The organism is Brachybacterium sp. NPDC056505, from assembly GCF_042794925.1.
Classification (GTDB): domain Bacteria; phylum Actinomycetota; class Actinomycetes; order Actinomycetales; family Dermabacteraceae; genus Brachybacterium; species Brachybacterium kimchii.
This window is the reverse complement of sequence record NZ_JBHTSV010000002.1, coordinates 104976-129835: the sequence shown is the minus strand read 5'-3', so window position 1 is coordinate 129835 and position 24860 is coordinate 104976. Positions and strand designations below refer to the sequence as shown.

20 protein-coding genes and 1 pseudogene are annotated in these 24860 nt (G+C 73.4%); 7 read left to right on the top strand and 14 right to left on the bottom strand.

Annotation, left to right across the window (positions count from 1 at the left end):
• Positions 1 to 86 precede the first annotated feature (86 nt).
• From ACFQ53_RS02370 to ACFQ53_RS02360, 3 genes are read right to left on the bottom strand one after another with little or no spacing between them, the layout of a single operon-like run.
• Positions 87 to 1313: a DNA polymerase III subunit delta' gene (locus ACFQ53_RS02370; RefSeq protein WP_377854811.1), complete on the bottom strand. Its 1227-nt coding sequence runs from the start codon at positions 1311 to 1313 to the stop codon at positions 87 to 89.
• Positions 1310 to 2044: a dTMP kinase gene (tmk, locus tag ACFQ53_RS02365; RefSeq protein ID WP_377854808.1), complete on the bottom strand. Its 735-nt coding sequence runs from the start codon at positions 2042 to 2044 to the stop codon at positions 1310 to 1312. Before tmk ends, ACFQ53_RS02370 begins: the two co-directional genes overlap by 4 nt.
• Positions 2044 to 3156 carry a Gfo/Idh/MocA family protein gene (locus tag ACFQ53_RS02360; RefSeq protein ID WP_377854805.1) on the bottom strand — a complete coding sequence of 371 codons (1113 nt, stop codon included), beginning with the start codon at positions 3154 to 3156 and terminating at the stop codon, positions 2044 to 2046. The genes tmk and ACFQ53_RS02360 overlap by 1 nt, the downstream gene beginning before the upstream one ends.
• Before the next feature lie 273 nt (positions 3157 to 3429).
• Between ACFQ53_RS02360 and ACFQ53_RS02355 the strand changes: the two genes are divergently transcribed.
• Genes ACFQ53_RS02355 through ACFQ53_RS02345 form a run of 3 tightly spaced genes read left to right on the top strand, consistent with a single transcriptional unit; the run spans position 3430 to position 6731 of the window.
• A complete protein-coding gene (locus tag ACFQ53_RS02355; protein ID WP_377854802.1) occupies positions 3430 to 4752 on the top strand; it encodes an ABC transporter substrate-binding protein in 1323 nt (440 codons plus the stop codon).
• A gap of 3 nt (positions 4753 to 4755) precedes the next feature.
• A complete protein-coding gene (locus ACFQ53_RS02350; protein WP_377854799.1) occupies positions 4756 to 5790 on the top strand; it encodes a carbohydrate ABC transporter permease in 1035 nt (344 codons plus the stop codon).
• Complete coding sequence (locus ACFQ53_RS02345; RefSeq protein WP_249476967.1) at positions 5787 to 6731, top strand: carbohydrate ABC transporter permease; 945 nt, start codon at positions 5787 to 5789, stop codon at positions 6729 to 6731. Before ACFQ53_RS02350 ends, ACFQ53_RS02345 begins: the two co-directional genes overlap by 4 nt.
• A gap of 298 nt (positions 6732 to 7029) precedes the next feature.
• Here the strand turns inward: ACFQ53_RS02345 and topA are convergent, their stop codons facing one another.
• From topA to ACFQ53_RS02330, 3 genes are all read right to left on the bottom strand, one after another.
• Positions 7030 to 9780, bottom strand: coding sequence for a type I DNA topoisomerase (gene topA, locus ACFQ53_RS02340; protein WP_377854795.1), 2751 nt, complete (start codon positions 9778 to 9780; stop codon positions 7030 to 7032).
• A gap of 109 nt (positions 9781 to 9889) precedes the next feature.
• On the bottom strand, positions 9890 to 10966 hold the full coding sequence (locus ACFQ53_RS02335) for a phosphatase PAP2 family protein (protein ID WP_377854792.1): 1077 nt from the start codon (positions 10964 to 10966) through the stop codon (positions 9890 to 9892).
• Positions 10963 to 12585, bottom strand: a complete 1623-nt coding sequence (locus ACFQ53_RS02330) for a methyltransferase (protein ID WP_377854789.1) — start codon at positions 12583 to 12585, stop codon at positions 10963 to 10965. The genes ACFQ53_RS02335 and ACFQ53_RS02330 overlap by 4 nt, the downstream gene beginning before the upstream one ends.
• A gap of 109 nt (positions 12586 to 12694) precedes the next feature.
• On the opposite strand from ACFQ53_RS02330, the gene ACFQ53_RS02325 reads away from it, so the two are divergent.
• Positions 12695 to 15178: a DEAD/DEAH box helicase gene (locus ACFQ53_RS02325; protein ID WP_377854786.1), complete on the top strand. Its 2484-nt coding sequence runs from the start codon at positions 12695 to 12697 to the stop codon at positions 15176 to 15178.
• 32 nt (positions 15179 to 15210) lie between these two features.
• Here the strand turns inward: ACFQ53_RS02325 and ACFQ53_RS02320 are convergent.
• From ACFQ53_RS02320 to ACFQ53_RS02290, 7 genes and pseudogenes are all read right to left on the bottom strand, one after another.
• A pseudogene (locus ACFQ53_RS02320) lies at positions 15211 to 15420 on the bottom strand (Rv3654c family TadE-like protein); the annotation flags it as partial.
• 86 nt (positions 15421 to 15506) lie between these two features.
• On the bottom strand, positions 15507 to 15986 hold the full coding sequence (locus tag ACFQ53_RS02315) for a TadE family type IV pilus minor pilin (protein WP_377854783.1): 480 nt from the start codon (positions 15984 to 15986) through the stop codon (positions 15507 to 15509).
• Positions 15983 to 16321 carry a DUF4244 domain-containing protein gene (locus ACFQ53_RS02310; RefSeq protein WP_377854780.1) on the bottom strand — a complete coding sequence of 113 codons (339 nt, stop codon included), beginning with the start codon at positions 16319 to 16321 and terminating at the stop codon, positions 15983 to 15985. Before ACFQ53_RS02310 ends, ACFQ53_RS02315 begins: the two co-directional genes overlap by 4 nt.
• 117 nt (positions 16322 to 16438) lie before the next feature.
• The gene (locus ACFQ53_RS02305) at positions 16439 to 17554 is read right to left on the bottom strand and encodes a type II secretion system F family protein (RefSeq protein WP_377854778.1); all 1116 of its coding nucleotides are present in this window, start codon (positions 17552 to 17554) and stop codon (positions 16439 to 16441) included.
• The gene (locus ACFQ53_RS02300; RefSeq protein ID WP_377854775.1) at positions 17551 to 18810 is read right to left on the bottom strand and encodes a TadA family conjugal transfer-associated ATPase; all 1260 of its coding nucleotides are present in this window, start codon (positions 18808 to 18810) and stop codon (positions 17551 to 17553) included. The genes ACFQ53_RS02305 and ACFQ53_RS02300 overlap by 4 nt, the downstream gene beginning before the upstream one ends.
• The gene (locus tag ACFQ53_RS02295; RefSeq protein ID WP_377854772.1) at positions 18807 to 20015 is read right to left on the bottom strand and encodes a hypothetical protein; all 1209 of its coding nucleotides are present in this window, start codon (positions 20013 to 20015) and stop codon (positions 18807 to 18809) included. Before ACFQ53_RS02295 ends, ACFQ53_RS02300 begins: the two co-directional genes overlap by 4 nt.
• Positions 20016 to 20105: 90 nt before the next feature.
• Positions 20106 to 20924: an exodeoxyribonuclease III gene (locus ACFQ53_RS02290; protein WP_377854769.1), complete on the bottom strand. Its 819-nt coding sequence runs from the start codon at positions 20922 to 20924 to the stop codon at positions 20106 to 20108.
• A 125-nt stretch (positions 20925 to 21049) separates the two neighbouring features.
• On the opposite strand from ACFQ53_RS02290, the gene ACFQ53_RS02285 reads away from it, so the two are divergent.
• From ACFQ53_RS02285 to ACFQ53_RS02275, 3 genes are all read left to right on the top strand, one after another.
• A complete protein-coding gene (locus tag ACFQ53_RS02285; RefSeq protein WP_377854765.1) occupies positions 21050 to 22357 on the top strand; it encodes an amidohydrolase in 1308 nt (435 codons plus the stop codon).
• Positions 22358 to 22366: 9 nt separating this feature from the next.
• Positions 22367 to 23212: an SDR family oxidoreductase gene (locus tag ACFQ53_RS02280; protein WP_249476955.1), complete on the top strand. Its 846-nt coding sequence runs from the start codon at positions 22367 to 22369 to the stop codon at positions 23210 to 23212.
• Positions 23213 to 23298: 86 nt separating this feature from the next.
• Positions 23299 to 23943 carry an orotate phosphoribosyltransferase gene (locus ACFQ53_RS02275; RefSeq protein ID WP_377854762.1) on the top strand — a complete coding sequence of 215 codons (645 nt, stop codon included), beginning with the start codon at positions 23299 to 23301 and terminating at the stop codon, positions 23941 to 23943.
• Between the two features lie 9 nt (positions 23944 to 23952).
• Here ACFQ53_RS02275 and ACFQ53_RS02270 read toward each other — a convergent pair whose 3' ends face one another.
• Positions 23953 to 24858: a neutral zinc metallopeptidase gene (locus ACFQ53_RS02270; protein ID WP_377854759.1), complete on the bottom strand. Its 906-nt coding sequence runs from the start codon at positions 24856 to 24858 to the stop codon at positions 23953 to 23955.
• Positions 24859 to 24860: the final 2 nt, after the last annotated feature.

The following is a 24860-nucleotide window of genomic DNA, read 5'->3' as shown; positions in this document are numbered from 1 at the left end:
GAACTTGCCGCCTGACGTGACCTGACAGGAGCTCGCGTCGCGGGACCCTGGCCCTGCTCCTCGAGGAGCAGGCACTCCCCGAGGGCTCAGCCGGCGCGGACGGCGATCCGGGCGAGCAGCGCCTCGGTCGCGAGCAGCGGCGGCACGTTGCCGGCGATCCGTGTGCGCGCCCGCTGGACAGCGTCGAGCAGGGCGAGCGTGACCTGCGGATCCCCGCCCTCGGCCGCGTGCACGATCTCCTCGCGCACGCCCGGGTTCACGAGCTCGGCGCCCGTGTCCAGCTGCAGCACGAGCACATCGCGCAGCACCGAATGGGCATCCAGCAGATAACGGTCCAGGACGTCCCGCACCAGACGCGTGCGCCGGCGCTTCGCATCGTCCTCGAGCTGGCGCATCTGCGAGCGCAGCGACGGGGGGACCTTGCCGTCCTCGATGCCAGCCGAGCGCAGGAAGCGCTCCTTCTCCTTCGCGGCGACGTCGTCGGCCGTCGCGGCGGCCTCCGCGTTCGCACGCTCCACGAGCGTGCCCGCCGCGAGCACGGCCTGGCCGCTGCTGCGCAGGCCCAGCAGGGTGCGGGCCGACTCCTCGCGCGCCTCGAGCGCACCCGGCTGCGTCGCGTACCGCAGGGCGAGCCCGATGTGCCCCTGCGCGGCGAGGGCCGCGCGCTCGGCGAGGTCCGGATCCGCGCCGTCGCGCCGGACGAGCAGCTCGGCGACGTCCGACGGTCGCGGGATCGCGAGGGTGACCACGCGGCACCGGGAGCGGATCGTGGGTGCGAGATCCTCGGCAGACGGCGCACACAGCATCCACACCGTGTGCGGGGGCGGCTCCTCGATCGACTTCAGCAGCACGTTGAAGGTGCCCGCGCTCATGCGGTCGGCGTCCTCGATGATGATCACCCGGTGCGCGCCGGTCGCCGGTGAGCGCTGCGCGGTGAGCACCAGGGAGCGGACCTCCTCCTTGGAGATCGAGAGCTTGTCGGTCGCGACCGCGGTGACGTCCGGATGGGTGCCCGCGAGGACAGTGCGGCAGGCGTGGCAGTGCCCGCAGCCCTCGCCGGTCTCGCACTGCAGGGTCGCCGCGAAGGCGCGGGCGGCCGTCGACCGGCCCGAGCCGGGCGGGCCCGTGATCAGCCAGGCCTGTGCGAGGGAGCCCTCGGGGGAGGCGGCGCGGCGGAACTGGGCGACCGCGGCCTCCTGGCCCACGACGTCTGCCCACACCCCCGTCGGACCCGTGCCCGTCGGACCCGTGCCCGTCGGACCCGCGCCCGTCGAACCCGCGCCTGCCGGACCGGCGCTCGTCGGCGCGCTCATCGGTCGTCGGCCCCGGGATGCGAGGTGTCGACCTCGAAGGTCGGGTCGAGCGTCGCGAGGTCGTCGGCGATCGCCGCGACGACCTCCTCGTGCACCTCCTGGGGGCTGCGGGAGGCGTCCACGACCACGAAGCGGTCCGGGTCGGCCTCGGCGAGCTCGAGGAACTCGGCGCGCACGGCGTCGTGGAAGGCGCGGCCCTCGCGCTCGAGGCGATCGAGCGAATGCGCCTCGCGGCGCTCCGAGAGGGCATCGGGATGCAGGTCCAGCAGGATCGTGCGATGGGGGAGCAGTCCGTCGGTCGCCCACAGGCTGAGGGCGGCGATCTGCTCCTGGGAGAGCGAGCGGCCCACCCCCTGGTAGGCGATCGAGGAGTCCAGGTAGCGGTCGGCGAGCACGAGGCCGCCGCGGGCCAGGTGCGGGCGCACCACCGTCTCGATGTGGTGGGCGCGGTCCGCCGCGTACAGCAGCGCCTCGGCACGCGCGCTCACGTCGTCGCCGTGCAGCACGAGCTCGCGAATGCTCTTCCCGAGCTCGGTGCCGCCGGGCTCGCGCGTGGTGAGCACGAGGTCCTCGGCCACCTCGCGGCGATGCACGAGGTGATCGCGGAGCATCCCGATCTGGGTGGTCTTGCCCGCGGCCTCCCCGCCCTCGAACGAGATGAACAGTCCCCGCCGCGGGGGGTGGGGCGCGGGGACGCGCAGCGTGCGCATGCCGATCGACGATCCGGTCATCAGCGGGCGGTCTCCTCGGGTCGGGCATCGGGGGCGGTGCGCGGTGCGGCGACCTGGGCGCGGGCGGCGTCGAGCGCCTCCATCACGGCGACGGTGTCGTGCCAGGTCATGAGCGGTGACTCGAGGTCACCGGCGGTGATCCGGCGCGCCGCCTCCGCGGCCTCGTAGGCGAGGCCGTCGTCGGGGCCGATGGGGCCGACGGGCCCGGCAGAGCCGTCGGGGGCCGAGGTCGGGTCGGGGACGGACGCGGTGCGGCCGTCGTGCATCTCGACGCGGACCTCGCCGGGCGCGAAGAACATGCCCTCGAGCACGAGGCGCCCCTCGGTACCAAGGATCTCGGCGTCGTTCCCGGCGCGCGCCGCGAGGGTGGTGACGAGCGAGGCGCGTGCCCGAGGATGCGCGGTCGAGGACGCGAGCACGTGCACGGTCTCGTCGACCCCAGCGGGGGTGAGGGTGCCCGAGGTGGTGAGCTCCGTGAGATCCCCGAGCACCATCTGCGCGAAGCTCAGGGGGTAGACGCCCAGGTCCAGCAGGGCGCCGCCGCCCAGCTCCGGTGCGTGGAGCCGGTGACCCGGTTCGAAGGGGAAGTGCTGGCCGTGGGTCGCGCGCAGCGAGACGATCTCGCCCAGCAGGCCCGATGCGAGCACGCTGCGCACCACGTCGAAGCGCGGCAGGAAGCGCGACCACAGCGCCTCCATGAGGAACAGCCCGCGCTCGCGGGCGAGGTCCACCAGGTCGCGGGCCTCGTCGGCCGTCATGGTGAAGGCCTTCTCGAGCAGCACCGGGTACCCGGCCTCGAGCACGGTGCGCGCCATCGGGTGGTGCGCGGAGTGCGGGGAGGCGATGTAGACGGCGTCGAAGCCGCCGGCGGCGAGCATCCGCGGCAGGGAGTCGAAGGCGGCGTTCAGGCCGTGCGTGCGGGCGAACGCCTCCGCGCGCTCGGAGGAGCGCGAGGCCACGGCCACGGCGCGCGAGGCGGTGGCCCGGCCCAGGGTCTCGGTGAACTGCGTCGCGATGTGCCCCGGGGAGATCACGGCCCAGCGCAGCGGCGGGGCCTCGCGCGGGTCCGCGACCGCCGACACGGGCAGCTCCAGCGGGGGTCGGGACGTCATGCCTTCAATCTATCGGTCCGCCCCGACAGTCGGGGCTGGTGTGGACGGGGCGACGCATCCCGTCGGCCGACCCTCAAGGCCGCAGGTCACGGATCGGTGAAGAAAGTGCCCGAAATGTCGACTGAGAGGTACGCCACAGGTGCGCCCGGGTTACTCTCAGCCCAGGCGACGGAGCCTCCGCGGGTCCTTCGCACGAACCGCCGGCGGCGACCGTCGTCAGCGCATCGTCCACCGCATGCACGCGGCACGGAACTCGGCATGAAGGAGCCCCAGATGAGCAGCAGCAACCACGGTCTCGGTCGGCGCTCGGTCCTCGCGGCCGGCGGACTCGGCGCCTCCGCGCTCGGTCTCGCCGCGTGCGGCGGCTCGGACGACTCGTCCTCGGGCGGCTCCGGCGGCGGCGCGAGCGCGGACTTCGACGAGCACGGGCCGATCACGTTCGCGACGGGCAAGGACACCACCGGCGTCCTCAAGGACTTCCTGGACCGCTGGAACAAGGACCACTCCGACGAGAAGGTCACCCTCGTCGAGCTCCCCGAGAGCGCCGACGACCAGCGCAGCCAGTTCATCAACAACGCCCAGGCGAAGTCCGACGCCTACACCGTGCTGGGCCTCGACGTCGTGTGGACGGCCGAGTTCGCGGCCAACCAGTGGGTCGTCGAGCTGCCCAAGGACAAGCTCCCGATCGATGACATGATCCCCGCGACCGTCGAGACCGCGACCTACTTCGACAAGCTGTACGCGATGCCCTACGCGACCAACGGGCAGCTGCTGTTCTCCCGCAAGGACCTGCTGAAGGACGCGGGGTACGACGAGCCGCCGGCCACCTACGACGAGATGTACGAGATCATCGAGAAGGTCATGGCCGACCAGGATGGCATCAACGGCTTCGGCGGCCAGTTCGCCAAGTACGAGGGCCTGACCTGCCAGCTCACCGGGGTCGTGAAGTCGGCAGGAGGGGAGCTGTTCGACAAGGACGGCAAGCCCCAGGCGGACAGCGATGCCGCGAAGCTCGGGCTGCAGACCCTCCGCGACGGCTTCGACAAGAAGTACATCCCCAAGGAGGCGCTGACCTACAAGGAGGAGGAGTCCCGTCAGGCCTTCCAGGACGGCAAGCTCGTGTTCCTGCAGAACTGGCCGTACGTCTACGACAAGTTCCAGGCCGACGACGGCTCCTCGAAGGTCAAGGACAAGGTCTCCGTCTCCCTGGTGCCCGCGGTCAAGGGCGACGGCACGTCGACCGTCGGCGGCCTGAACTACGCGATCAGCGCGTTCGCGAAGAACATGGGCACCGCCCTGGACTTCATCGCGTTCATGGGCGCCGCCGAGCAGCAGAAGGCATGGTTCCTGCAGACGGGCAACCCGACCGCCGCGACCGCCGTCTACGAGGACGCGGACCTCAAGAAGAAGTACCCGTTCCTCGACACCCTCAAGGACTCGATCGACAAGGGCGCCGTGCGTCCGCAGGTCGTGAAGTACGGCGACGTCACGCAGGCCATCCAGGAGGCCGCCTACGGCTGCCTCTCCGGCGACACTGAGACCGACGCCGCGCTGAGCGATCTGCAGAAGCAGCTCACCGACCTGACCGAGAAGTGAGCCATGGCGGACGCGCATTCCCGCCGTGTCACCGGCGGGCAGGGCCGCATGGCCTATCTCCTGCTGCTGCCGACGCTCGTGCTGCTGGCCCTCGTGGTCGGCTTCCCGCTCGTGCTCTCGGCCTGGCAGTCGCTGACCCAGTCCGGCGGTGACATCGACCCCCAGACCGGGATCATCAAGCAGGGCGACACGTTCGTCGGCCTCGACAACTACGTGGAGGCGTTCACCGGCTCGGGCGCCGGCGCCGGGTTCTGGAACGCCTTCTGGAACACGACGCTGTTCACCGTGGTGGGCGTGAGCATCGAGACCGTGCTGGGCGTGTCCATGGCCCTGATCATGGCGCGCGCCATGCGCTCGACCGGCATCGTGCGCGCCTCGATCCTGGTGCCCTGGGCGATCCCCACCGTGGTCTCGGCCCTCATGTGGCAGCTGATCTTCGACGCCAACGGCATCTTCAACCGGGTGATCCACTACCAGGTGCTGTGGACCACCGAGGGCTGGCAGGCCAAAGCCGCCGTGCTCATCGCGGACATCTGGAAGACCGCCCCGTACATCGGGCTGCTGACCCTCGCGGGCCTGCAGACGATCGACGACCAGGTCTACGAGGCCGCGAAGATGGACGGCGCCGACCGCTGGGACACCTTCTGGCGGATCACGCTGCCGCTCGTGCGCCCCGTGCTCGTGGTCGCGGTGCTCTTCCGCCTCCTGGACGCGATGCGCATGTTCGACCTGCCCTACGTCCTGCTGGGCCGGCTCGAATCCGGGCAGACCCTCTCGATGCTCGCCTCCGACGCCGCGGGCAAGACGAACTACGGCCTCGCCTCGGCGTACTCGATGATCCTGTTCGCCTACATCTGCCTGGTGGCGTTCGTGTTCATCCGCGTGCTCGGGGCCGACGTCATCGGCGAGCAGAACAAGCCCGCCAAGCGCGGCAGCCGTCGCCGCGGCGACGGGGAGGACGGGGCCGACGGCGGCTCGGGCGGCTCCCGGCGCGCGGCCCGCAGACTCCGCACCACGGCAGAGGGGAGCATGGCATGAGCAGCGCAGCCGACAGCGCATCCGGCGGCCGCACGCGGAGCGGCGGCACGCAGATCCGCTCGCGCACCGGCGAGGTGCTCTCGCCCAAGAAGATCAAGGGCGGGCGCGCGGGGTCGATCGTCATCGCGATCGGCATGGCGTTCATCCTCGTCTACTGCCTGCTGCCCTTCTACTGGATGGCGGTCTCCTCCCTCCGCCTGCCCAGCGAGGGCCGCTCCACGGAGCTGATCCCGAACCCGATCAGCTTCGAGAACTACGTGGCGGTGTTCGACCCGGACAACCACTTCGCCCGGGCGCTGGCGAACTCTCTCGTGGTCGCGGGCGGCACGACGGTGCTGGTCCTCCTGCTGGGAACCTTCGGGGCCTACGCCCTCGCGCGGCTGGACTTCGCCGGGAAGGTGCTGGTCATGTTCATGATCGTCGCCACCTCGATGTTCCCGGTGATCACGCTCGTGGTCCCGCTGCTGAAGCTCTTCAGCGGCGGCTTCGAGTGGTGGCCGTTCAACTGGATCAACAGCTACCAGGCGATGATCCTGCCCACCATGTCGTTCGCGCTGCCGCTGGCGGTGTGGAACCTCAACGCGTTCTTCCGGCAGCTCCCGGTCGAGCTCGAGCAGGCGGCGATGGTGGACGGCACCACCCGGTTCGGCGCGTTCTGGCGGATCATCCTGCCGCTCGCCGCGCCGGGCGTGTTCACCACGGCGATCATCACGTTCATCGCGGCCTGGAACGAGTTCCTCATCGCCCTGACGATGGTGAACCAGCCCGCGATGCAGACCGCGAACGTCGCGATCTCCAAGTTCACCGGCTCCTCGCAGTTCGACACCCCGTACGGCACGAAGATGGCCGCCGGCGTGATCGTCACCGTGCCGCTGATCATCCTGGTGCTGGTCTTCCAGCGCCGCATCATCGGCGGCCTCGCGGCGGGGTCCGTGAAGTAGTGCCGACGTCGAGGCACCGGGGGCGGACGAACGGGTCCGCCCCCGGCGACGTTGACGGGGGCGGACGATCACGGGGCGGGCGGCCGGATGCTGCTCGGGCCCGGCGTCACCATGACGCCGTCACTCTAGGCCTTTCCGGTGATCCGGGACACAACCGGAACGCGTGATTCGTCGCTTTGTTGTGAGGTCGTGACCTGGCGGCGCGACCGCGGGCTCGCGAGGGCACGGCTCGAGCGTGACTCGAGGACGACTCGGGCACGGCGAGTCCCGCGGGAACCCCGCCGCGCCCCCGCGCGGGTCAGCTCTTCTTGGTGCTCGAGCTGCTCGTCTTCGGCGCGGCCTTCTTGGTCGTGCTCTTCGACGTGCTCTTCGTCGTGGACTTGCGGGTGGTGGTGCGCCCGCCCTTCTTGGCCGGGCCCTTCGCGCGCTTCTCGGCGAGGCGCTCGACCGCGACCTCATGGGTGAGGGCGTCCAGGGAGTCGTCGCGGCGCAGGGTCACGTTCGTCGTCCCGTCGGTGATGTAGGCGCCGAAGCGGCCGTCCTTCACCACGATCGGCTTCTCGCTCGTCGGATCCGTGCCCAGCTCCTTGAGCGGCGGCTTCGCGGCGGCGCGGCCGCGCTGCTTGGGCTGGGAGTAGATCTTCTTCGCCTCGTCCAGGGTGATCGAGAAGATCTGCTCCTCGGTCTCCAGGGAGCGCGAGTCCGTGCCCTTCTTGAGGTACGGGCCGTAGCGGCCGTTCTGCGCGGTGATCTCCGTGCCGTCCTCGTCGGCCCCCACCACGCGCGGCAGCGAGAGCAGCTTGAGGGCGTCGTCGAGATCGACCGTGGCCAGGTCCATGGACTGCAGCAGCGACGCGGTGCGGGGCTTGGGGCGCTTGGACTTGGGGGTCTTGTCGTCCGGGTCCTCCGGCAGCACCTCGGTGACGTAGGGGCCGTAGCGGCCGTCCTTGACGATCACGTCGTGGCCGGTCTCCGGGTCCTCGCCCAGCACGCGGCCGTCGTCCTTCTGGCGCTCGAGCAGCTCACGGGCCTTCTCGACCGTCAGCTCGTCGGGCGCGAGATCGTCGGGCAGGCTCGCGCGCTGCGGCGGGGCCGGCTCTGCGTCGGGCGCCGCGGGCGCGGCGTCCGGGTCCACGGGCGCGGGGCGCTCCACGTAGGCGCCGTAGCGGCCGACGCGCAGCGTGATGCCCTCGCCGATCGGGATCGAGTTGATCTCGCGGGGGTCGATGTCGCCCTGGTGCTCGACCATGGGCTGCAGGCCGATGGGTCCGTCGGTCCCGTCCGCCCGATAGAAGTCGTCGAGGTACTCGCTACGGCCCAGCTCGCCGCGGGCCATCTTGTCGAGCTGCTCCTCCATCTGGGCGGTGAAGTCGTAGTCGATGAACGGCCCGAAGTGCTCCTCGAGCAGCTTGACCACGGCGAACGCCGTCCAGCTGGGCACGAGCGCCGAGCCGCGGCGCAGCACGTAGCCGCGGTCCTGGATGGTGGTCACGGTCGAGGCGTAGGTCGAGGGGCGGCCGATGCCGCGCTCCTCGAGCGCCCGCACCAGCGAGGCCTCCGTGAAGCGCGGGGGAGGGGTGGTGGTGTGGCCGTCGGGCACGAGGGCCTCGACGTCCAGCATGTCGCCCTCGTCCATCTGCGGCAGGCGCTTGTCGTTCTCGTCCTGCTCGCCGTAGCGGGAGGCGTCGCGGCCCTCCTCGTAGGCGGCCATGAACCCGCGGAAGGTGATGACGGTGCCCGAGGCGCGGAACGTGGCGGCGCGGCCGGCCTTCTCGACGGCCAGCTCGACGGAGCTCGTGGTGCCCTTGGCGTCGGCCATCTGGGAGGCGACCGTGCGCTTCCAGATCAGCTCGTAGAGACGGAAGTCGTCGCCCGAGAGCTGGCCGGCGACCTGGGCGGGCGTGCGGAAGCGGTCCCCGGCGGGGCGGATCGCCTCGTGCGCCTCCTGCGCGTTCTGCGACTTGTTCTGGTAGTGGCGCGGCTTCTCGGGCACGTACTGCGAGCCGTAGAGCTCGGCGGCCTGGGCGCGCGAGGCGCTGATCGCCTCGCCCGACAGCGCGACCGAGTCCGTACGCATGTAGGTGATAAAACCGTTCTCGTACAGCCCCTGCGCGACGCGCATGGTCTGGCGGGCGCCCAGGCGCAGCTTGCGCGAGGCCTCCTGCTGCAGGGAGGACGTGGTGAACGGGGCGGCGGGCCGACGGGTGTACGGCTTGGACTCCAGGCTCGCGACCCGTGCCTGCGCCCCCTCGAGCGCGGAGACCAGCGCGGTCGCCGACTCCTCGGTGAGCACCGTCGCCGCGGCCGCCTTCTTCTTCAGGGTGCCGTCGTCGGCGAAGTCGGAGCCGCTCGCGACGCGCGAGCCGTCGACGCTCGCGATGCGGGCCGAGAAGGCCGCATCGGATCCGGCGAAGGTGCCGGTCACATCCCAGTAATCGGAGGGGACGAAGGCCATGCGCTCGCGCTCGCGCTCCACGACCAGGCGGGTCGCCACGGACTGCACGCGGCCGGCGGAGAGCGAGGGACGGATCTTGCGCCACAGCACGGGGGAGAGCTCGAAGCCCACGAGCCGGTCGAGGATGCGGCGGGTCTCCTGCGCGTCGACCAGGTGGTCGTCGATCTCGCGGGTGTTCGTCAGCGCCGCCTGGATCGCGTCGCGCGTGATCTCGTGGAAGACCATGCGGTGCACCGGCAGGGACTTCTTGGGCTTGAGGGTCTCCAGCAGGTGCCAGGCGATCGCCTCCCCCTCGCGGTCCTCATCGGTGGCGAGGTAGAGGGTGTCGGCGTCCTTGAGCTTCTTCTTGAGGTCCGCGACCGTCTTCTTCTTGTCGGCGCTGACCACGTAGTAGGGGTCGAAGCCGTTCTCGACGTCGACGCCGAACTTGCCGTAGGGACCCTTCTTCATGTCCGCCGGGAGGTCCCTCGGGACGGGGATGTCGCGGATGTGGCCGACGGACGCCTCGACGACGTAGTCGTCCCCGAGGTACCGGGCGATCGTCCTCGCCTTGGCAGGGGACTCCACGATCACGAGATGGCGCGAGCCGGGCACTTGTACCGTCCTTCTGGTGGTTCTGGAGGCTCCGGAGCGGGTCCGGGAGGCCGTTGCGCGGTGCCTGGGTGGCTCCGGCGTGCTCACCGTACACGCTCCGGCCACGTGCTCACCGGGACCGGGGTCCCGCGGGACGTGCGAGGTCCGGCACGCGCAGTCCCAGCGCGGCGGCGGTGAGGACGGCGACGGATCCCGGGATCACGAGCACCGTGGCCAGATAGGCGCGGGCCTGGTGGGACGCGTCGTCGAGGTCAATGGGGGTGGGCACCGTGGCGAGCACCACCATCCCCGCCGCGACCGCCACCGCGCCGAGCACCGCGAGCAGCGGTCCCGCCCCGCGCCCGGCCCGGGCGTCGCGCGGATGCGCGAGCCCCTCGGGGCCGCGCGGGGTGCGGGCGAGGGCGAGCGCCGCGTCGACCGCGAGCAGCAGGAACGTCCACGCTCCCGTGACCAGCAGAGCGCCGAGCACGTCGCTGGGCCGGTGCCAGCCGCCCGCGATGGTGCCGACCCCGGCGGCGGCGACCCACGCCGTCCCCAGGATCGCGACCAGGCCCCGGATCCTCGCGGGGCAGACGAGGATCAGGGCGAGCGCCACGGAGATCGCGAGCGCCGTGTGCCCGGAGGGGAAGGAGTTCGGGGTGACGTCGATGTCCTCCGCGAGCGCGGTGCGGTCCACGACGAAGGACTTCACGATCTGCACCGTGAGATTGGCGCCGGCCACGATCACGAGGATCTGCAGCAGCAGGGACGGCCGGCGCCGCACGAGCGCGAACACCGCGGCCAGGGCGAGCAGGAGCAGCACCACGGGAACCGTCACCGTGTTCAGCGCAGGGAAGATGACCTGGGTGATCGGGCCGTCGTCGTTCTGCGCGGCCGAGAGGATCAGCTGGTCGAGCCGCTGCCCGCGCGCCGTGCCGACGGCGCCCTTCGCGAGCAGGACCGCGAGCGCCGTGCAGACAGCGGTGCCCAGCAGGCCCACGAGCAGCCGCGGGATCAGGCCGCTGCGGCGATGGGGTCCGGAGGGGGCGGCGACCGCGCCGACGTCGTCGGGCTCGCGGGGGTCGTAAGGCCCGTCGGGCTCGACGGGGGTGCTGTGCCCGTACCCGGGCCCTGGGCGATGGGAGCCGCGCGGATCGTCCTCGGGCCACGCCTCCTCGTGCGAGGCGTCCTCGTGCCGCGCGTTCACAGCGTCACCATCGAGGTGCGGATCATCTCGCGCAGCTGCGGGAGCACGCGCTCGCGGGCGTCGTCCTCGTCCTCGTCGGTCAGGGCGCACACCGCGCCCAGGATCTGGCCGAGCGTCAGCGTCCCGTCGAGGGCGCCGACGACGGCGGCGAGCACCTGGTCCTCGCGCACGGCGCGTGCGAAGCCGCCGCCCTGCACGAGCTCGATGAGCATCGGATCGAACTCGCCGGGGGTGAGGTGGCGCCGCTCGACGACGTCCGCCGCACGCACGGGACGGGAGGCGAGCAGGGCCTCGTCGTCGAGCCGGGCGAGAGCGTCGAGGGCCGTCAGCCCCGCCCCGATGTGCTCGGACAGGGTGCCGCTCCCCGTCCCGGTGACCTCCTCGAGGAGCACCGCGGCACCGTCCGGACGCGGTGCCGCGGGCCGGCGCAGCATCAGGTAGCCGAAGCCGATGCCGGTGGTGCCGCGGGCTTCGAAGTCCTCGAGCCAGGCCTCCTGCATGCTCGGCCACGCCGCATCCCGCACCGTGATCCCGCCGTCGCGCGCCCAGGTCTCCGCGTACTGGGCGGCGTCCTCGCTCTCCCGCTGGATGGCCCAGGCGTCGATCCCGTCGGCCAGGACCGGCTCGAGCCATGCCCGCAGATGGACGTCCCATGCGGTGTCCGCGCTGATCTCCCAGTTGGAGAGCATGAGGGCGCTCCCGCCGGGCGCCAGGTGCGGGGGCAGCTCTGCGAGGAGCTCGGCGGTCAGCACGTCGCCCGTGCGGCCGCCGTCGCGGTAGGTCCACTGCTCGACCCCGCCGCTGCGGGGCGTGATGACGAACGGCGGGTTGCTCACCACCAGGTCGAACTGCTCGCCGGCGACGGGCTCGAGCAGCGATCCGTCCCGCAGCTCGAGCTCGATGCCGTTGAGCGCCGCGTTGAAGGCCGCGAAGGCGAGCGCGCGGGGCGAGAGGTCGGTGGCCACGACGTGGTCGGCGTGCCGGGAGGCGTGCAGCGCCTGGATGCCGCCGCCGCAGCCCAGGTCCAGCACACGCCCCACGTGCCCGCGGGGCGTGATCCGGGCGAGGGTCAGCGAGGCGCCGCCGACCCCGAGCACGTGGTCCGAGAAGAGTGGTGCGCCGGTCGCGATCTCGGAGAGGTCCGAGGCGATCCACCACTGGATCTCGCCGAGGTCGTCGCTCGCGGCGTAGGGGGAGACGTCGACGACGGCGCGCACGCGCGCGGCGCGGGAGCCTCCGTCACCCCCACCCTCCGCGGCCGCCTCCGCCTCGATCTCTTCGACCAGGCCCAGCGCGATCGCGCCCTCGAGGCCCAGGGCGGGCAGGGCGCGCTCGACGAGATCCCGGCGGAGCGCGCCGCCGAGGGTGAACAGCCACAGCAGCACCGCCGTGGGCCGCTCGTCCTCGGCCAGGACGCGGCGCGCGGGGATCGGGTTCTCCCGGCCCAGGGCGTCGTGCGCGAGCGGGCCCAACAGGTCGCGGCAGGCCTGCGTCGTGAAGGGGGCCGCCGCCAGGTCGCTGCGCAGCGCATCGAGCAGGGCGGACTGCACGCGCGGGGGCGCCGGCGCGCGCTCGGCGGACGCGGGGGCGCGCGTGGCGGGGGCGATGTCGGCGGGCATGGCTACGATTGTGCCCCAGGTGCCCGGACGTGATCCGGACATGCGCTGGACGGGCGGTCCCAGAACCGCTCCCGGCGCTGATCCGGGCCGTGGTCAGGAAGGGGAGCGGGTGCGACGAGGGCGGGCCGACGAGCTGCTGCGGGAGCTCAGCGCACCCCTGCAGCGTCGCACCTGCCTCACCCATGTGGAGCACGTGCCCGCGCGCCCCGGACGCACCGGCGAGTTCCCGGAGTGGACGGATCCGCGCCTGCGCGAGCACCTCGCCTCCCGCGGCATCACGGCCTCCTGGATCCACCAGGAGCAGGCTGCGCAGCTCGCCCACGAGGGGCGGCACGTCGTCCTCTCCACCGCCACCGCCTCCGGCAAGTCGCTCGCGTACCTGCTTCCCTCGCTGAGCGCGATCGGCGCGCGCGAGCTCGACCGCTCCGCGCCGCGCGCGACCGCCCTGTACCTCGCGCCGACGAAGGCACTGGCCGCGGACCAGCTCACCAACATCACGGCGCTCGCCGACGGCGCCGAGCTGCGCGACGCCCGCGTGGCCGTCTACGACGGGGACACCCCCACGGAGCAGCGCCGCTGGATCCGTCGACACGGCACCTTCGTGCTCACCAACCCCGACATGCTGCATTTCGGGATCCTCCCCGGTCACGAGCAGTGGGCGAGCTTCTTCCGGGCCCTGAAGTACGTGATCGTCGACGAGTGCCACAGTTACCGAGGCGTCTTCGGCACCCACGTCGCGATGGTCCTGCGGCGCCTGCGCCGCGTGGCGGCCGCCTATCGCAGCGACCCCACGTTCATCCTGGCCTCGGCCACCACCGCGAACCCCGAGCTCTCGGCCTCCCGCCTGATCGGCGGGGACGCCGTCGCCGTCACCGAGGACGGCTCTCCGCGCGGCGGCGTCACCTTCGGACTGTGGGAGCCCGGCACGACGTCGGTCGTCGACGGCCGCCGTCCGACGGACCCGAGCGGGGCCGGTGGCCCCGATGGGCCCGGCGGCGAGGCCCCTGCCGACCAACGCACCGAGCGCAGCGAGCACACCGAGCACACCGAGCGCAGCGAGGAGCCGCTGCGCCGCTCGGCGACGAGCGAGGCCGGCGCACTGCTCGCGGACCTCGTGCGCCGCGACGTGCAGACCCTCGTGTTCGCCCGCACCCGGCGCGGGGCCGAGCTCGTCTCGACGGGCGCGCAGCGCCTGCTCGGGCAGGAGGCGGAGCAGGCCATGGACGGCGAGCTCGCGCGCCGGGCAGGGCGGATCGCCGCTTATCGCGGCGGGTATCTCGCGGAGGAGCGGAGGTCGCTCGAGGACGCTCTGCGCTCGGGGGAGCTGCGGGCGCTGGCCTCGACCAACGCCCTCGAGCTGGGCATCGACATCTCCGGGCTCGACGCCGTGCTGATCGCCGGCTGGCCGGGCACCCGCGCCTCGCTCTGGCAGCAGGCGGGACGCGCCGGGCGCAGCCAGGAGGGCGATGCGCTCGCCCTGTTCGTCGCCCGCGAGGACCCCCTGGACACCTATGTCGTGCACCATCCGGACTCCGTGTTCGGCATGGAGGTCGAGGCGGCCGTCTTCGACCCCCAGAACCCCTACGTGATGACTCCCCACCTGTGCGCCGCGGCCGCGGAGCTCCCCCTGCGCGAGGGCGAGGAGGAGATCTTCGGCCCCGCCGCGAGGGAGCTGCTGGACACCCTCGCCGCCCGCGGCGTGCTGCGACGCCGCCCGACGGGCTGGTACTGGACGATGACGGAGAGCGCCCACGACCTCACCGACCTGCGCGGGAGCGGCGGTGAGCCGGTGCGGATCGTCGAGGCGTCCAGCGGCGCCCTGCTGGGCACCGTCGACGCCGGCAGCGCCCACACCCAGGTCCATGACGGCGCGGTCTACATGCACCAGGGCAGGAACTTCGTCGTCGATCATCTGGACGTCGAGCGGGCGGTCGCCCTCGTGCACCGCGAGGACCCCCTCCACTCCACGCATCCGCAGTCGACCTCCACGATCCGCATCCGCTCCACCGACCGCGAGGAGGAGTGGGGGCGGGGGGTGACGCTGTGCTTCGGCACCGTGGACGTCACCGACCAGGTCACGGGCTACCAGGTGCGTGACGTGTACACCCAGGCGGTCCTCGGCCAGCATCCGCTGGACCTGCCGCCGCGCACCCTCACCACGCGCGCGGTCTGGTTCGTGCTGCCCAAGGAGACCACCGAGGCCGACGGCATCGTCGACGAGCTGCTCCCCGGCGCGCTGCACGCCGCCGAGCACGCCGCGATCTCGATGCTGCCGCTGCTGGCCACGTGCGACCGCTGGGACATCGGCGGGGTCTCGACGGCCCATCACGAGGACACCGGCCAGCCGACGATCTTCGTGTACGACGGCGCGCCCGGCGGCGCCGGGTTCGCCGAGCGCGGCGCCGAGGACGCGGCCGCCTGGGTGCGGGCGACGGAGGACATGGTGCGCGAATGCGCATGCGAGGCCGGCTGCCCGGCGTGCGTGGTGTCCCCCAAGTGCGGCAACGGCAACGAGCCGCTGTCCAAGGCGGGCGCGCTCGCCGTCCTCGAGCTGCTCGACGGCGCAGGGCCGGCGCGGGCCCGCGAGCGCTGATCCGGCAGCGCGCCAGCAGGCGTGCTGACCTCGACGATCACGTCCTGACCCGCGACCGTGCACGAGAGCAGGCTCGCGTCGTTGCGGGCGGCCGCCTCGGAGGCGACGGCGCACGGCGCGCTGCCGCCGACGGCGAGCGAGTCGGCGCCCGCGAGCGCGGCGAGGTCCGCGGCGGTGTCCGCGGCCGCGAGCGCGAGCAGCCCCTGCCCGATGACGACGACCGCGCCGAGCACCGCCGTCATCGCCCCGATGTAGGCGAGGACGCTCGCGGGCGCCGATCCCTCCTCCCTCGCGTGCTCTCCCGCGTCCTCCCATGCGCGTCGCGGCGTCACGGTGCGCCCCCTCCCTGCCCGTCGCCCACCAGGTGGGGTTCCCTGCGCGCCTGGGCGGAACCGCTGAGGTCCCAGCTCGCGCCGGCGAGCAGGCCGCCGCGGGCGCCCACGGTGCGCGTCACCGTCACGCGCACCCACGCGCCGTCGGAACCGACGCTCACCTGTGCACCGTCGCCGGCGATCCGCTGAGCGCTCTGCACTGCCTCGCCCTCGCTCTGCCCGCGCGCGAGCTCGCGGGCCGCCCCGCGGGCCGCGGACTCGAGCTGCACCTGCGCTCCGATCCCGACCCCGGCCACGAGGATCACGAGCACCATCAGCACGACCACGGGCAGCACGATCGCTGTCTCGGCCGTCACCGAGCCGGTGCTGCCGCGCAGCGGGCGACGGGCGCCCCGGCCGGCCCGGGAAGGGGCCTGCCGGGACGCCTCGTCGGCGTGCGCGCACTGCGCGGGTGGGGCGGGGGAGCGGACGGTCACTGCCCCAGCGAGAGCGCCGAGGTGATGATGTTCATCAGCAGCTCCCGCACCTCGCCGGACTTCAGCAGCAGCACCAGCACGGCCGCGAAGCCGCAGGCCGCGAGCACCGTGATGGCGTACTCCGCGGTCGACGCGCCGGCGTCGTCCCGCAGGGCCGCGCCCAGGCGGTGTCGGGTGGGCCCGAACACGCCGGTGCCGCCGTGGGGAGCGTGGGCGCGCGGGCGCGGGGACGGGTCCGCCGCGGCCCGGGTGGTCCTGGGCCCGACGGACGCGGGACGGGTGGAGGCCGCGCGCCGGCGGCGCGGGACGGGCTGGGTGAGGACGGGTGCGGACATGGTGATCTCCTTCGGGTGGACCCGCGGGTGCGGGTGATGGCGCGCCGCCGATCGGTGGCGCGGACCGGGCACGAGCCCGGGGGTCAGGGGTGAGGCAGGTCGGAGGACGAGCGGCGGTCAGACGACGGGGAGCCAGGTCTCGACGCCCAGGGAGCCGCTCAGCAGCGAGGCGACGGTCGGGATGATCCCGAGCAGCACGAAGGCCGGGAGCAGGGTGGCGCCGGTGGGCAGGACCAGTCGCACGGCCAGGCGCGCGGCGGCCGCCTCGGCGTCGCGGGCGCGGTCGCGACGGGCGTCCCGCGCGGCCCCGTGGAGGACGCGCGTGAGGTCCGCGCCGGAGCGCTCGGCCAGCAGCGCGGACTCCCCGAGCACCGTGAGATCGGGCGGCAGGTGCCGCGCCGCGAGCACGGAGGGGACGCCCGCCGCGAGGGACTGCGCGAAGCGGTCCAGGTCCTTCGCGGCGGCCTGCGAGGAGCGATCCTCGGCGAGGGCCCGCGCCACCACGGATGAGGCACCGGCCAGCGGCAGCCCGGAGGTCATCGCTCCGGCGATGAGATCCAGGAGCACGGAGGGGTCCACGCCGCTGTGCGCGTGCCCCTCGGCGGTGCGCAGGAGGGAGCGCATCCACCACCAGCCGGCGAGGGTCAGGGCGCAGCCGCTGATCAGCAGCAGACGACCGGCGGTGGTGCCGAACAGGATCCGCAGGGGATCGGCGCCCAGGAGCGCGCCCAGGGCGATGCCGGCGACGGGCAGACCCAGCAGGATGCGACCGGTCGCCCGCGGGCCCGCGAAGGCGCTGCGGCGCGCGGCCGCGGCGTCGTGCAGCCCGCGCAGGGCCCCGGCGAGCCCCTCGAGCAGGGAGGACATGGGGGCGCCGCTGTGCTCGCAGACCTCGAGCGCGGTGCCGAGTGCCCGGATCTCCGCGGAGCGCGAGAGGCGCCCGTGGGCGGCGCGGCGCGGGTCGGCGCCGGCGCTCACCCGGGCGGCGAGCTGGGAGAGGTCGCCGGGCGGCAGCGAGTCGGCGACGATCCTCCATGCGCCGCGCACGGGCGACCCGCTGCCGAGCACCACCGCGAGCCGCTCGACCATGCGGGCTACGTCCAGCGTGCTCGCGTGCTGCGGGCGGCGAGCGAGGCGCAGAGGTCGTCGGCCCGGTGCCGCGACGGCCGGTCCCCTGCTCCAGACCACGAGGAGGACGAGAGGAGCGGCGAGCAGAAGAGGGAGGATGCTCATCGGACCGCCTCCGGTCGCGCCGCCCCGCCGTCCGCGCGGGCGCTGTGGCGGCCTCTGGCGCGGTCCGCGCCTCCGGGTCCCGCCGTCGGCGGCACGTTCAGGCCGAGGCGGCGGGCGAGCCGGGCCCATCCGGGACCGGTGACGACCACGTCCTCGCGGAGGTCCAGCGCGGGCACCGCGCGCAGCGCGCCGTCGCCTCCGCGCTCGAGCACCGCGAGCTCGACGATCCGACGCCGCCCGTGCGGGCGGCCGAGGTGCACGACCACCTCGAGGGCGCTCGCGGCCTGTGCGGCGAGCGCCTGCCGGTCCAGCCCGCCCAGCGCGCCGAGCGCCTCCAGGCGGGCGGGGACGTCCAGGGCGGTGTTGGCATGCAGGGTCCCGCAGCCGCCCTCGTGCCCCGTGTTCAGCGCCTGGAGGAGCTCGCGCACCTCGGCGCCGCGGCATTCGCCCAGCACCAGGCGATCCGGACGCATGCGCAGGCTCTGGCGGACCAGGTCGGCCAGGTCCACCGCGCCCGTGCCCTCGCTGTTGGCGTGCCGCGACTGCAGGTGGACGGCATGGGAATGGTCGATGCGCAGCTCCTGCGCGTCCTCGATGACGACGATGCGCTCGCTCTCGGGGACGAGGGCGAGCAGCGCCCCGAGCAGGGTCGTCTTCCCCGTCCCGGTGCCTCCGGTGACAACGAACGCCGCGCGTGCGGCGACGAGCGCCCGCATCACCTCGGGCAGCGGGTCCGGAAGAGCACCTGCGGCCTCGAGATCCGCGAGGCTCATCGTGCGCCGGGAGGGCAGGCGCAGGGAGATCAGGGCGCCCGTGGGCGAGAGGGGCGAGAGCACCCCGTGGAAGCGGATGCCGCCGGGCAGTCGCGCGTCCGCGCAGGGCACGGCGTCGTCGAGGCGTCTGCCGCCCAGGGTCGCCAGGCGCACGGCGAGCGAGCGCGCCTGCTCGGGGGCGACGTGCACAGGGCTGCGGTGCAGTCCCTCGGCGCCGTCGACCCACACGCTGCCGTCGCCGTTGACGAGCACGTCAGTGACTCCCGGCCCCACGAGGTCCTGGAGCGGCCCGAGCCCGGAGACGTGGTCGCGCACCCGGCTCGTGATCTCGAGCATCGCAGCGGCGCCGAGCACACGGCCCTCCCGGCGCAGCGCCCGGGAGACCCGGGGGACGTCGACGGGGCCTGGCTCCGCGGCGAGGTCCTCGCGCACGCGGTCGATCACCGCGTCGAAAGCGCCCTCCGGGGCGTCGACGGCGCTCATCGACCGTCGTCCCAGCTCGCCGCGAGGCGACGGGCGAGGCCGTCCGCTCCTCGGCGGCGCACGTCCAGCAGCGGCACGGTCCCGCGCGAGGAGTCCGCGAAGCGCCCGGCGACGCCCAGGTGCAGCGCCTCCCGGACATCCGCGGAGGACACGGGTCCGCGACCGCGGAGCACGGCCTCGGCGCCCCCTGGCGGCAGGTGCCAGGCGGCGAGGCGCCGGGCGGTGGCGCGCAGGGCGTGGTCGGTCGCCGGCAGCACCACGTACAGGCGGTCGAGGTGCGCGATCGCCGGGCCCACCAGATCGGGGGCGAGGTCGACCACGACCTGCGCGGTGAGGGAGTTGAGCGCGGCCAGCACGTGGTCGAGCTGCATGCCGCTGGGAGCGGGATCCTCCCGTGCCACCAGCAGGCGCACGTCGTCGACCTCGGGGAGCCCTGCGACCAGCGCCTCGCCGTCGGCCGCATCGATCCCGGAGAGGTCCTCCCAGCAGGCGCCGCGCAGCTCCGGGGCCTCGACGAGGGCATCGAGGCCGCCGCCCATCGGGTCGGCGTCGATCAGCACGCTCGAGCGACCGGCACGGGCGGCCGCTCCCGCGAGCCGCGCCGCGAGGCTCGAGGCGCCCGCCCCGCCGCATCCGCCGACCACCCCGATGATGCGGGCGCTCTGGCGCGGTCGCAGCGCGTCCCCCAGCAGCGAGAGCAGGCGCGTCGAGTCCTCCGGGAGGCGCAGCACGGCCGCTGCCTCGAGTTCGAGCGCACGCCGCCACACGGGTTCGGAGACCGGGCGATCGGTGACCACGAGCAGCCTGGAGCGGGCGGTGCGCGGAGGATCGGCGAGCAGCGCGGCGGGCGTGCACAGGTGCAGCGCCTCGCGCGCCTCGGCCGCTCCCGCGGACCCGGCAGGACCGGCCGATCCGGCAGGTCCGGAAGGCCCCGGTGCGGCGAGCGCGCGAGCGTCCCGCAGCACAGCGCCGGCGGCACCGGCATGGTCCGCGACCAGCGCCCGCAGGCTCCCCGCGGCATCGTCCTCCGCGGCGACGTCGTGCCAGACGACGACGGTCGGCGCACCGCCCACGGTCCCGGACGCCGGCCCGCGCCCTCGAAGGACCGGCGTGCGCTCCCGCCGGCCCTCGGCGCTCGGTGGGGAGGAGGCGGCCGGGAATCGGGAGGGCGTGCGGAGGGCGGGGCGGTCCAGGAGGCTGGTCATGCCCCCAGCGTCGGCGCGAGCGGCCTCCCCGTCAGCCCCGAAACCCGGATGGGGGATAAACGGACATTGTGGAGGATCCGCGGAGCGGGGTCAGAGCTCCAGGTCGAGCACCACGGGCGCGTGGTCGGAGGCGCCCTTGCCCTTGCGCTCCTCGCGGTCGATGAAGGAGGCGCGGTAGGCGGTCTGCACGGCGGGGGAGCCGAGCGCGAAGTCGATGCGCATGCCCTCCTTCTTCGGGAAGCGCAGCTGCTGGTAGTCCCAGTACGTGTACACACCGGGGCCCGGGTGGTCGGGGCGCACCAGGTCCAGGTAGCCCTCGTCGACCACGGCCCGGAAGGCCGAGCGCTCGGGCTCGGTGACGTGCGTCTTCCCCTCGAAGAACTCCATCGACCAGACGTCGTCGTCCTCGGGGGCGACGTTGAAGTCGCCGGTCAGCAGCACACGGGCATCGGCGTCGGCCGCGAGCTCGCGGGCTCCCTCGGCGCGGAGCGCCTCGAGCCAGCGCAGCTTGTAGCCGTAGTGCGGGTGGTCGATCTCGCGGCCGTTGGGCACGTACAGGGACCACAGGCGCAGGCCGCCGGAGCCGTCCTCGGCGCCGCCGACGACGGCGCCGAGCGCGCGCGCCTCGACCACGCCGTCCTCGTCGTCGGGCCAGGCGGGGACCGCCGGCAGCTCGGTGCGCACATCGGCGAGGCCGACGCGCGAGGCGACCGCGACGCCGTTCCACTGGTTCAGGCCGTGCGCGGCGACCTCGTACCCGGCGGCCTCGAGACCGCTGAGGTCCAGCTGCTGGGGCTTCGCCTTGATCTCCTGCAGGGCGATCACGTCGATCTCCTGGCGCTCGAGCAGCGCGAGCAGCCGATCCATCCGGGCGCGCAGGGAGTTGATGTTCCAGGTGGCGATCCGCATGGGACGAGTCTATGCGGGCGGGCCGACGCGCCCGTCCCCTCGATCGGCACAGCCCCTCCGGCCCGCCGGACCCGCCGCGTCCGATCCCCCTGCACACCGGCCGACCGAGGATGCACAGTAGGGGCATGGACATCGCGATCGAGCAGAGCCTGACATCGATGGGGGACTGGCAGGAGGACCTCTACAAGGACGTCCACCGCCACCCCGAGCTGAGCATGCAGGAGGAGCGGACGGCCGGGAGGATCGAGAGCGAGCTCGCGCAGCTGGGCCTGGAGACGCGCCGGTTCGGCGGGACGGGCGTGGTCGCTGTGATCGAGAACGGGCAGGGGCCGACGGTCCTCGCCCGCGCCGACATCGACGCCCTGCCCGTCACCGAGGACGAGATCGTCGACTACCGCTCCGAGACCGAGGGGGTCATGCACGCCTGCGGCCACGACTTCCATCTTTCCGCGCTGCTGGGCGCGGTGCGCGCCCTGGTCGAGAACCGCGAGGACTGGAGTGGCACCTACGTCGCCGTGTTCCAGCCCGGCGAGGAGGAGGCCGACGGCGCCCTCTCGATGCTCCGCGACGGCTTCGCGGAGGCCGTGCCGCGGCCCGACGTGGCGCTCGGCCAGCACGTCATGCCCGGGATCGCCGGCCAGGTCGCGATCACCGACGGTCCCGTCCTCTCCCAGGGCGACTCCGTGCACGTCACCCTGCACGGCAGGGGCGCCCACGGCTCCATGCCGCATCTCGCCGTCGACCCTGTGGTCCTCGCCTCGAGCATCGTGCTGCGGCTGCAGCAGATCGTGTCCCGCGAGATCCCGCCGGGCGCGTTCTCCGTGGTGACCGTCGGCGCACTCAACGCCGGGACCAAGTCCAACGTCATCCCCGCGACGGCCGAGCTGCGCCTGAACCTGCGCCACTACGACCCGGACGTGCGCGACGAGGTGATCGCCGCCCTCGAGCGCATCGTGCGCGCCGAGTGCGCGGCCTCCGGCTGCACCCGGGAACCGGATGTCGAGTACTACGACCAGTACCCGCTGACCAGCAACGATCCGGAGCAGGAGCAGATCGTGCGGGCCGCCTTCGAGGAGGCGTTCGACGACGGCCAGGTGATCACGATGGCCCCGGCGACCGCGAGCGAGGACTTCTCGCATCTTCCCGACGCCTTCGGTGCCCCGTACGTGTACTGGACCGTCGGCGGCACCGATCCCGACCTGTACCGCCGTGCCCAGGCCGACGGCACGGTCGCGAGCGCGGTCCCCGCGAACCACCAGAGCGCCTTCGTGCCCGAGCTGCATCCGACCCTCGAGGCGATGACCCGCGCCCAGGTCGCCGCCGCCCTCGCGTACCTGGGCGACGCCGCCTCGGAGCATCCGGACTCCGGCACCCCGGAGCAGTCCTCCTCCGACACCTCGGACAGGGCCGCCGGCGCGGCCGCGCGCGACTAGCATCAGGACATGGCACGCGCATTGGTCACCGGCTCGACCGCCGGACTGGGCCTCGAGTTCGCCTGGCAGCTCGCCGGGACGGGGCACGACCTGCTGCTCGTCGCCCGGGACGAGGGGCGCCTGCGCGCGGTCGCCGAGCAGATCCGCCACGTGCACAAGGTCGAGGTGGACGTGCTCGCGGCCGACCTCTCCGTGCGCCGCGAGCTGGATCGTGTGGCCACCGCCGTCACCGATCCCGTCGCCCCGGTCTCGCTGCTCGTGAACAACGCGGGGTACGGGCTGCGCGGACGCTTCCTCGAGGTCGGCGTCGAGGAGCACGAGAAGCAGATGGACACGCTGATCCGGGCCGTCCTCGTCCTCTCCCACGCGGCAGCGCGGGTGATGGTCCAGCGTCGCTGCGGGGCGATCATCAACGTCAGCTCCCTGGCGGGGTACACCGCGGCCGGCCCCTATGCGGCCTCCAAGAGCTGGGTCACCGTGTTCACCGAGTCCCTGGCGACCGAGCTCGAGGGGACGGGCGTCACGGCGACCGCGCTGCTGCCCGGCTTCGTCGCCACGGAGTTCCACGAGCGCGCCTCGATCAGCGTCGAGGGCCTGCCGCGCGTGACCTGGCTGAAGGCCCCGTTCGTGGTGGAGCAGGCCCTGCGCGACGCCGCCAAGGGACAGGTGCTCTCGATCCCCTCGGTGAAGTACCGGGCCGCGGGCGAGGTCTCCCGCCTCGCGCCCCGTCGCCTGGTGCGCCTGCTCGCCTCCCCCCGCTGGGAGGCCGCGGCCGGACGACGGGCCCTCGGCCGCGCACGCCGCCGCGCGTCCCGGCGCCGGCTGAAGGCCCCCTGGCAGCGCGAGGACGGCTGAGCGAGGGCGCCGGGAGCCGGAGCTCCGCGCGCCGGCGGACTGAACGAGCGACGCGGCGGGACGCACGCTGCGTCTACCCTGGTGCCATGCCCGACATCTCGACCGCCGACGCGCGCGCCCGCCTGCTCCAGCTCATCGACGACCTCGCCGTGGTGCGCGGGAAGGTGACGCTCTCCTCCGGCGCCGAGGCCGACTACTACATCGACCTGCGCCGCATCACCCTGCACCACGAGGCGGCCCCGCTCGTGGGCCGCGTCATGCTCGACCTGCTCGCCTCCGAGGGCCTGCTCCACGGGTCCGACGCCGCGACCGCCGTGGGCGGCCTGACGCTCGGCGCGGATCCGGTCGCGACCTCGATCCTCCACACCGCCGCGCACGATGCCTCCGCCGCGGGCGCCCATCCCTGGTCGAACTTCGCGGCGGAGGAGGGCGCCTCCGCCCTGCCCTCGCCGCGCCTGGACGCGTTCGTCGTGCGCAAGGCGAACAAGGCCCACGGCCTGCAGCGCCGCATCGAGGGCCCCGATATCGCCGGCCGCGACGTGATCGCCGTCGAGGACACCTCCACCACCGGGGGCAGCGTGCTCACCGCGTGCGAGGCGATCGAGGAGGCCGGCGCGCGGATCCGGGCCGTCGCGGTGATCATGGACCGCGGCACCGGCGCCCGCGAGAAGATCGAGGCGGCCGGCTGCCGGTACCTCTCCGCGTACTCGGTCGACGAGCTCACCATCTGAGCGGACCCGTCACAGGTCCGAGGCGGAGAAGGTGTCGCAGGACGCCGGATCGCCGGACTCGTAGCCGGTGGAGAACCACTTCTGGCGCTGCGCGGACGAGCCGTGCGTCCAGGTCTCGGGGTTCACGTCGCCGCCCGAGACCTCGCCCTGGATGTGGTCGTCGCCCACGGCGCTCGCCGCCGAGAGCGCGTCGGAGATGTTCTCGTCGGTGAGCGGCTCGAGGAACGCCTGGCCCTCCTGGTCCTTCGAGGACGAGGCATGGTCCGCCCACACGCCCGCATAGCAGTCGGCCTGCAGCTCGAGGCGCACGCCGTCGCTCCTCGGGCCCGTCTGCGCATGGTCGATGCGGTCCATCGTGCCCTGCAGGTTCTGGATGTGGTGCCCGTACTCGTGGGCGACCACGTACTCCTTCGCGAAGGCGCCGGCGGAGGCCCCGTACGTCGAGCTGAGCTCGTCGTAGAAGCTCGTGTCGATGTAGATCGTACTGTCGGCCGGGCAGTAGAAGGGGCCGACGTCCCGTGAGGCGGCGCCGCAGCCCGTGTTCGTCTGCCCGGAGAACAGCTTCCCGCGCGGCTCGCTGAAGGAGACGCCCATCTGCGGGGCGAGGTCCCGCCAGGTGGCGTCGGCCGATTCGACGGTGCCCTGCACGAGGCAGTCGTCCGAGGCGTTCGCATCAGCGCCCGACGAGCATCCGGTGTCCCCGCCCGTGCCCTGGTCCTGGGACTGCGAACTGCCCGAGTCCGAGCCCTGCAGCAGATCCAGCGGGTTCCCGCCCATGATCGCGTAGACCACCACGATCACCAGCAGCAGGCACCCGCCGCCCCCGCCGCCGATGGCGATGCCGCGGCCGCGACCGCCTCCGCCGCCGCGGGAGACGTTGTCCGAGCGGATGTCGGCGTTCGGGTTGAAGGTCATGG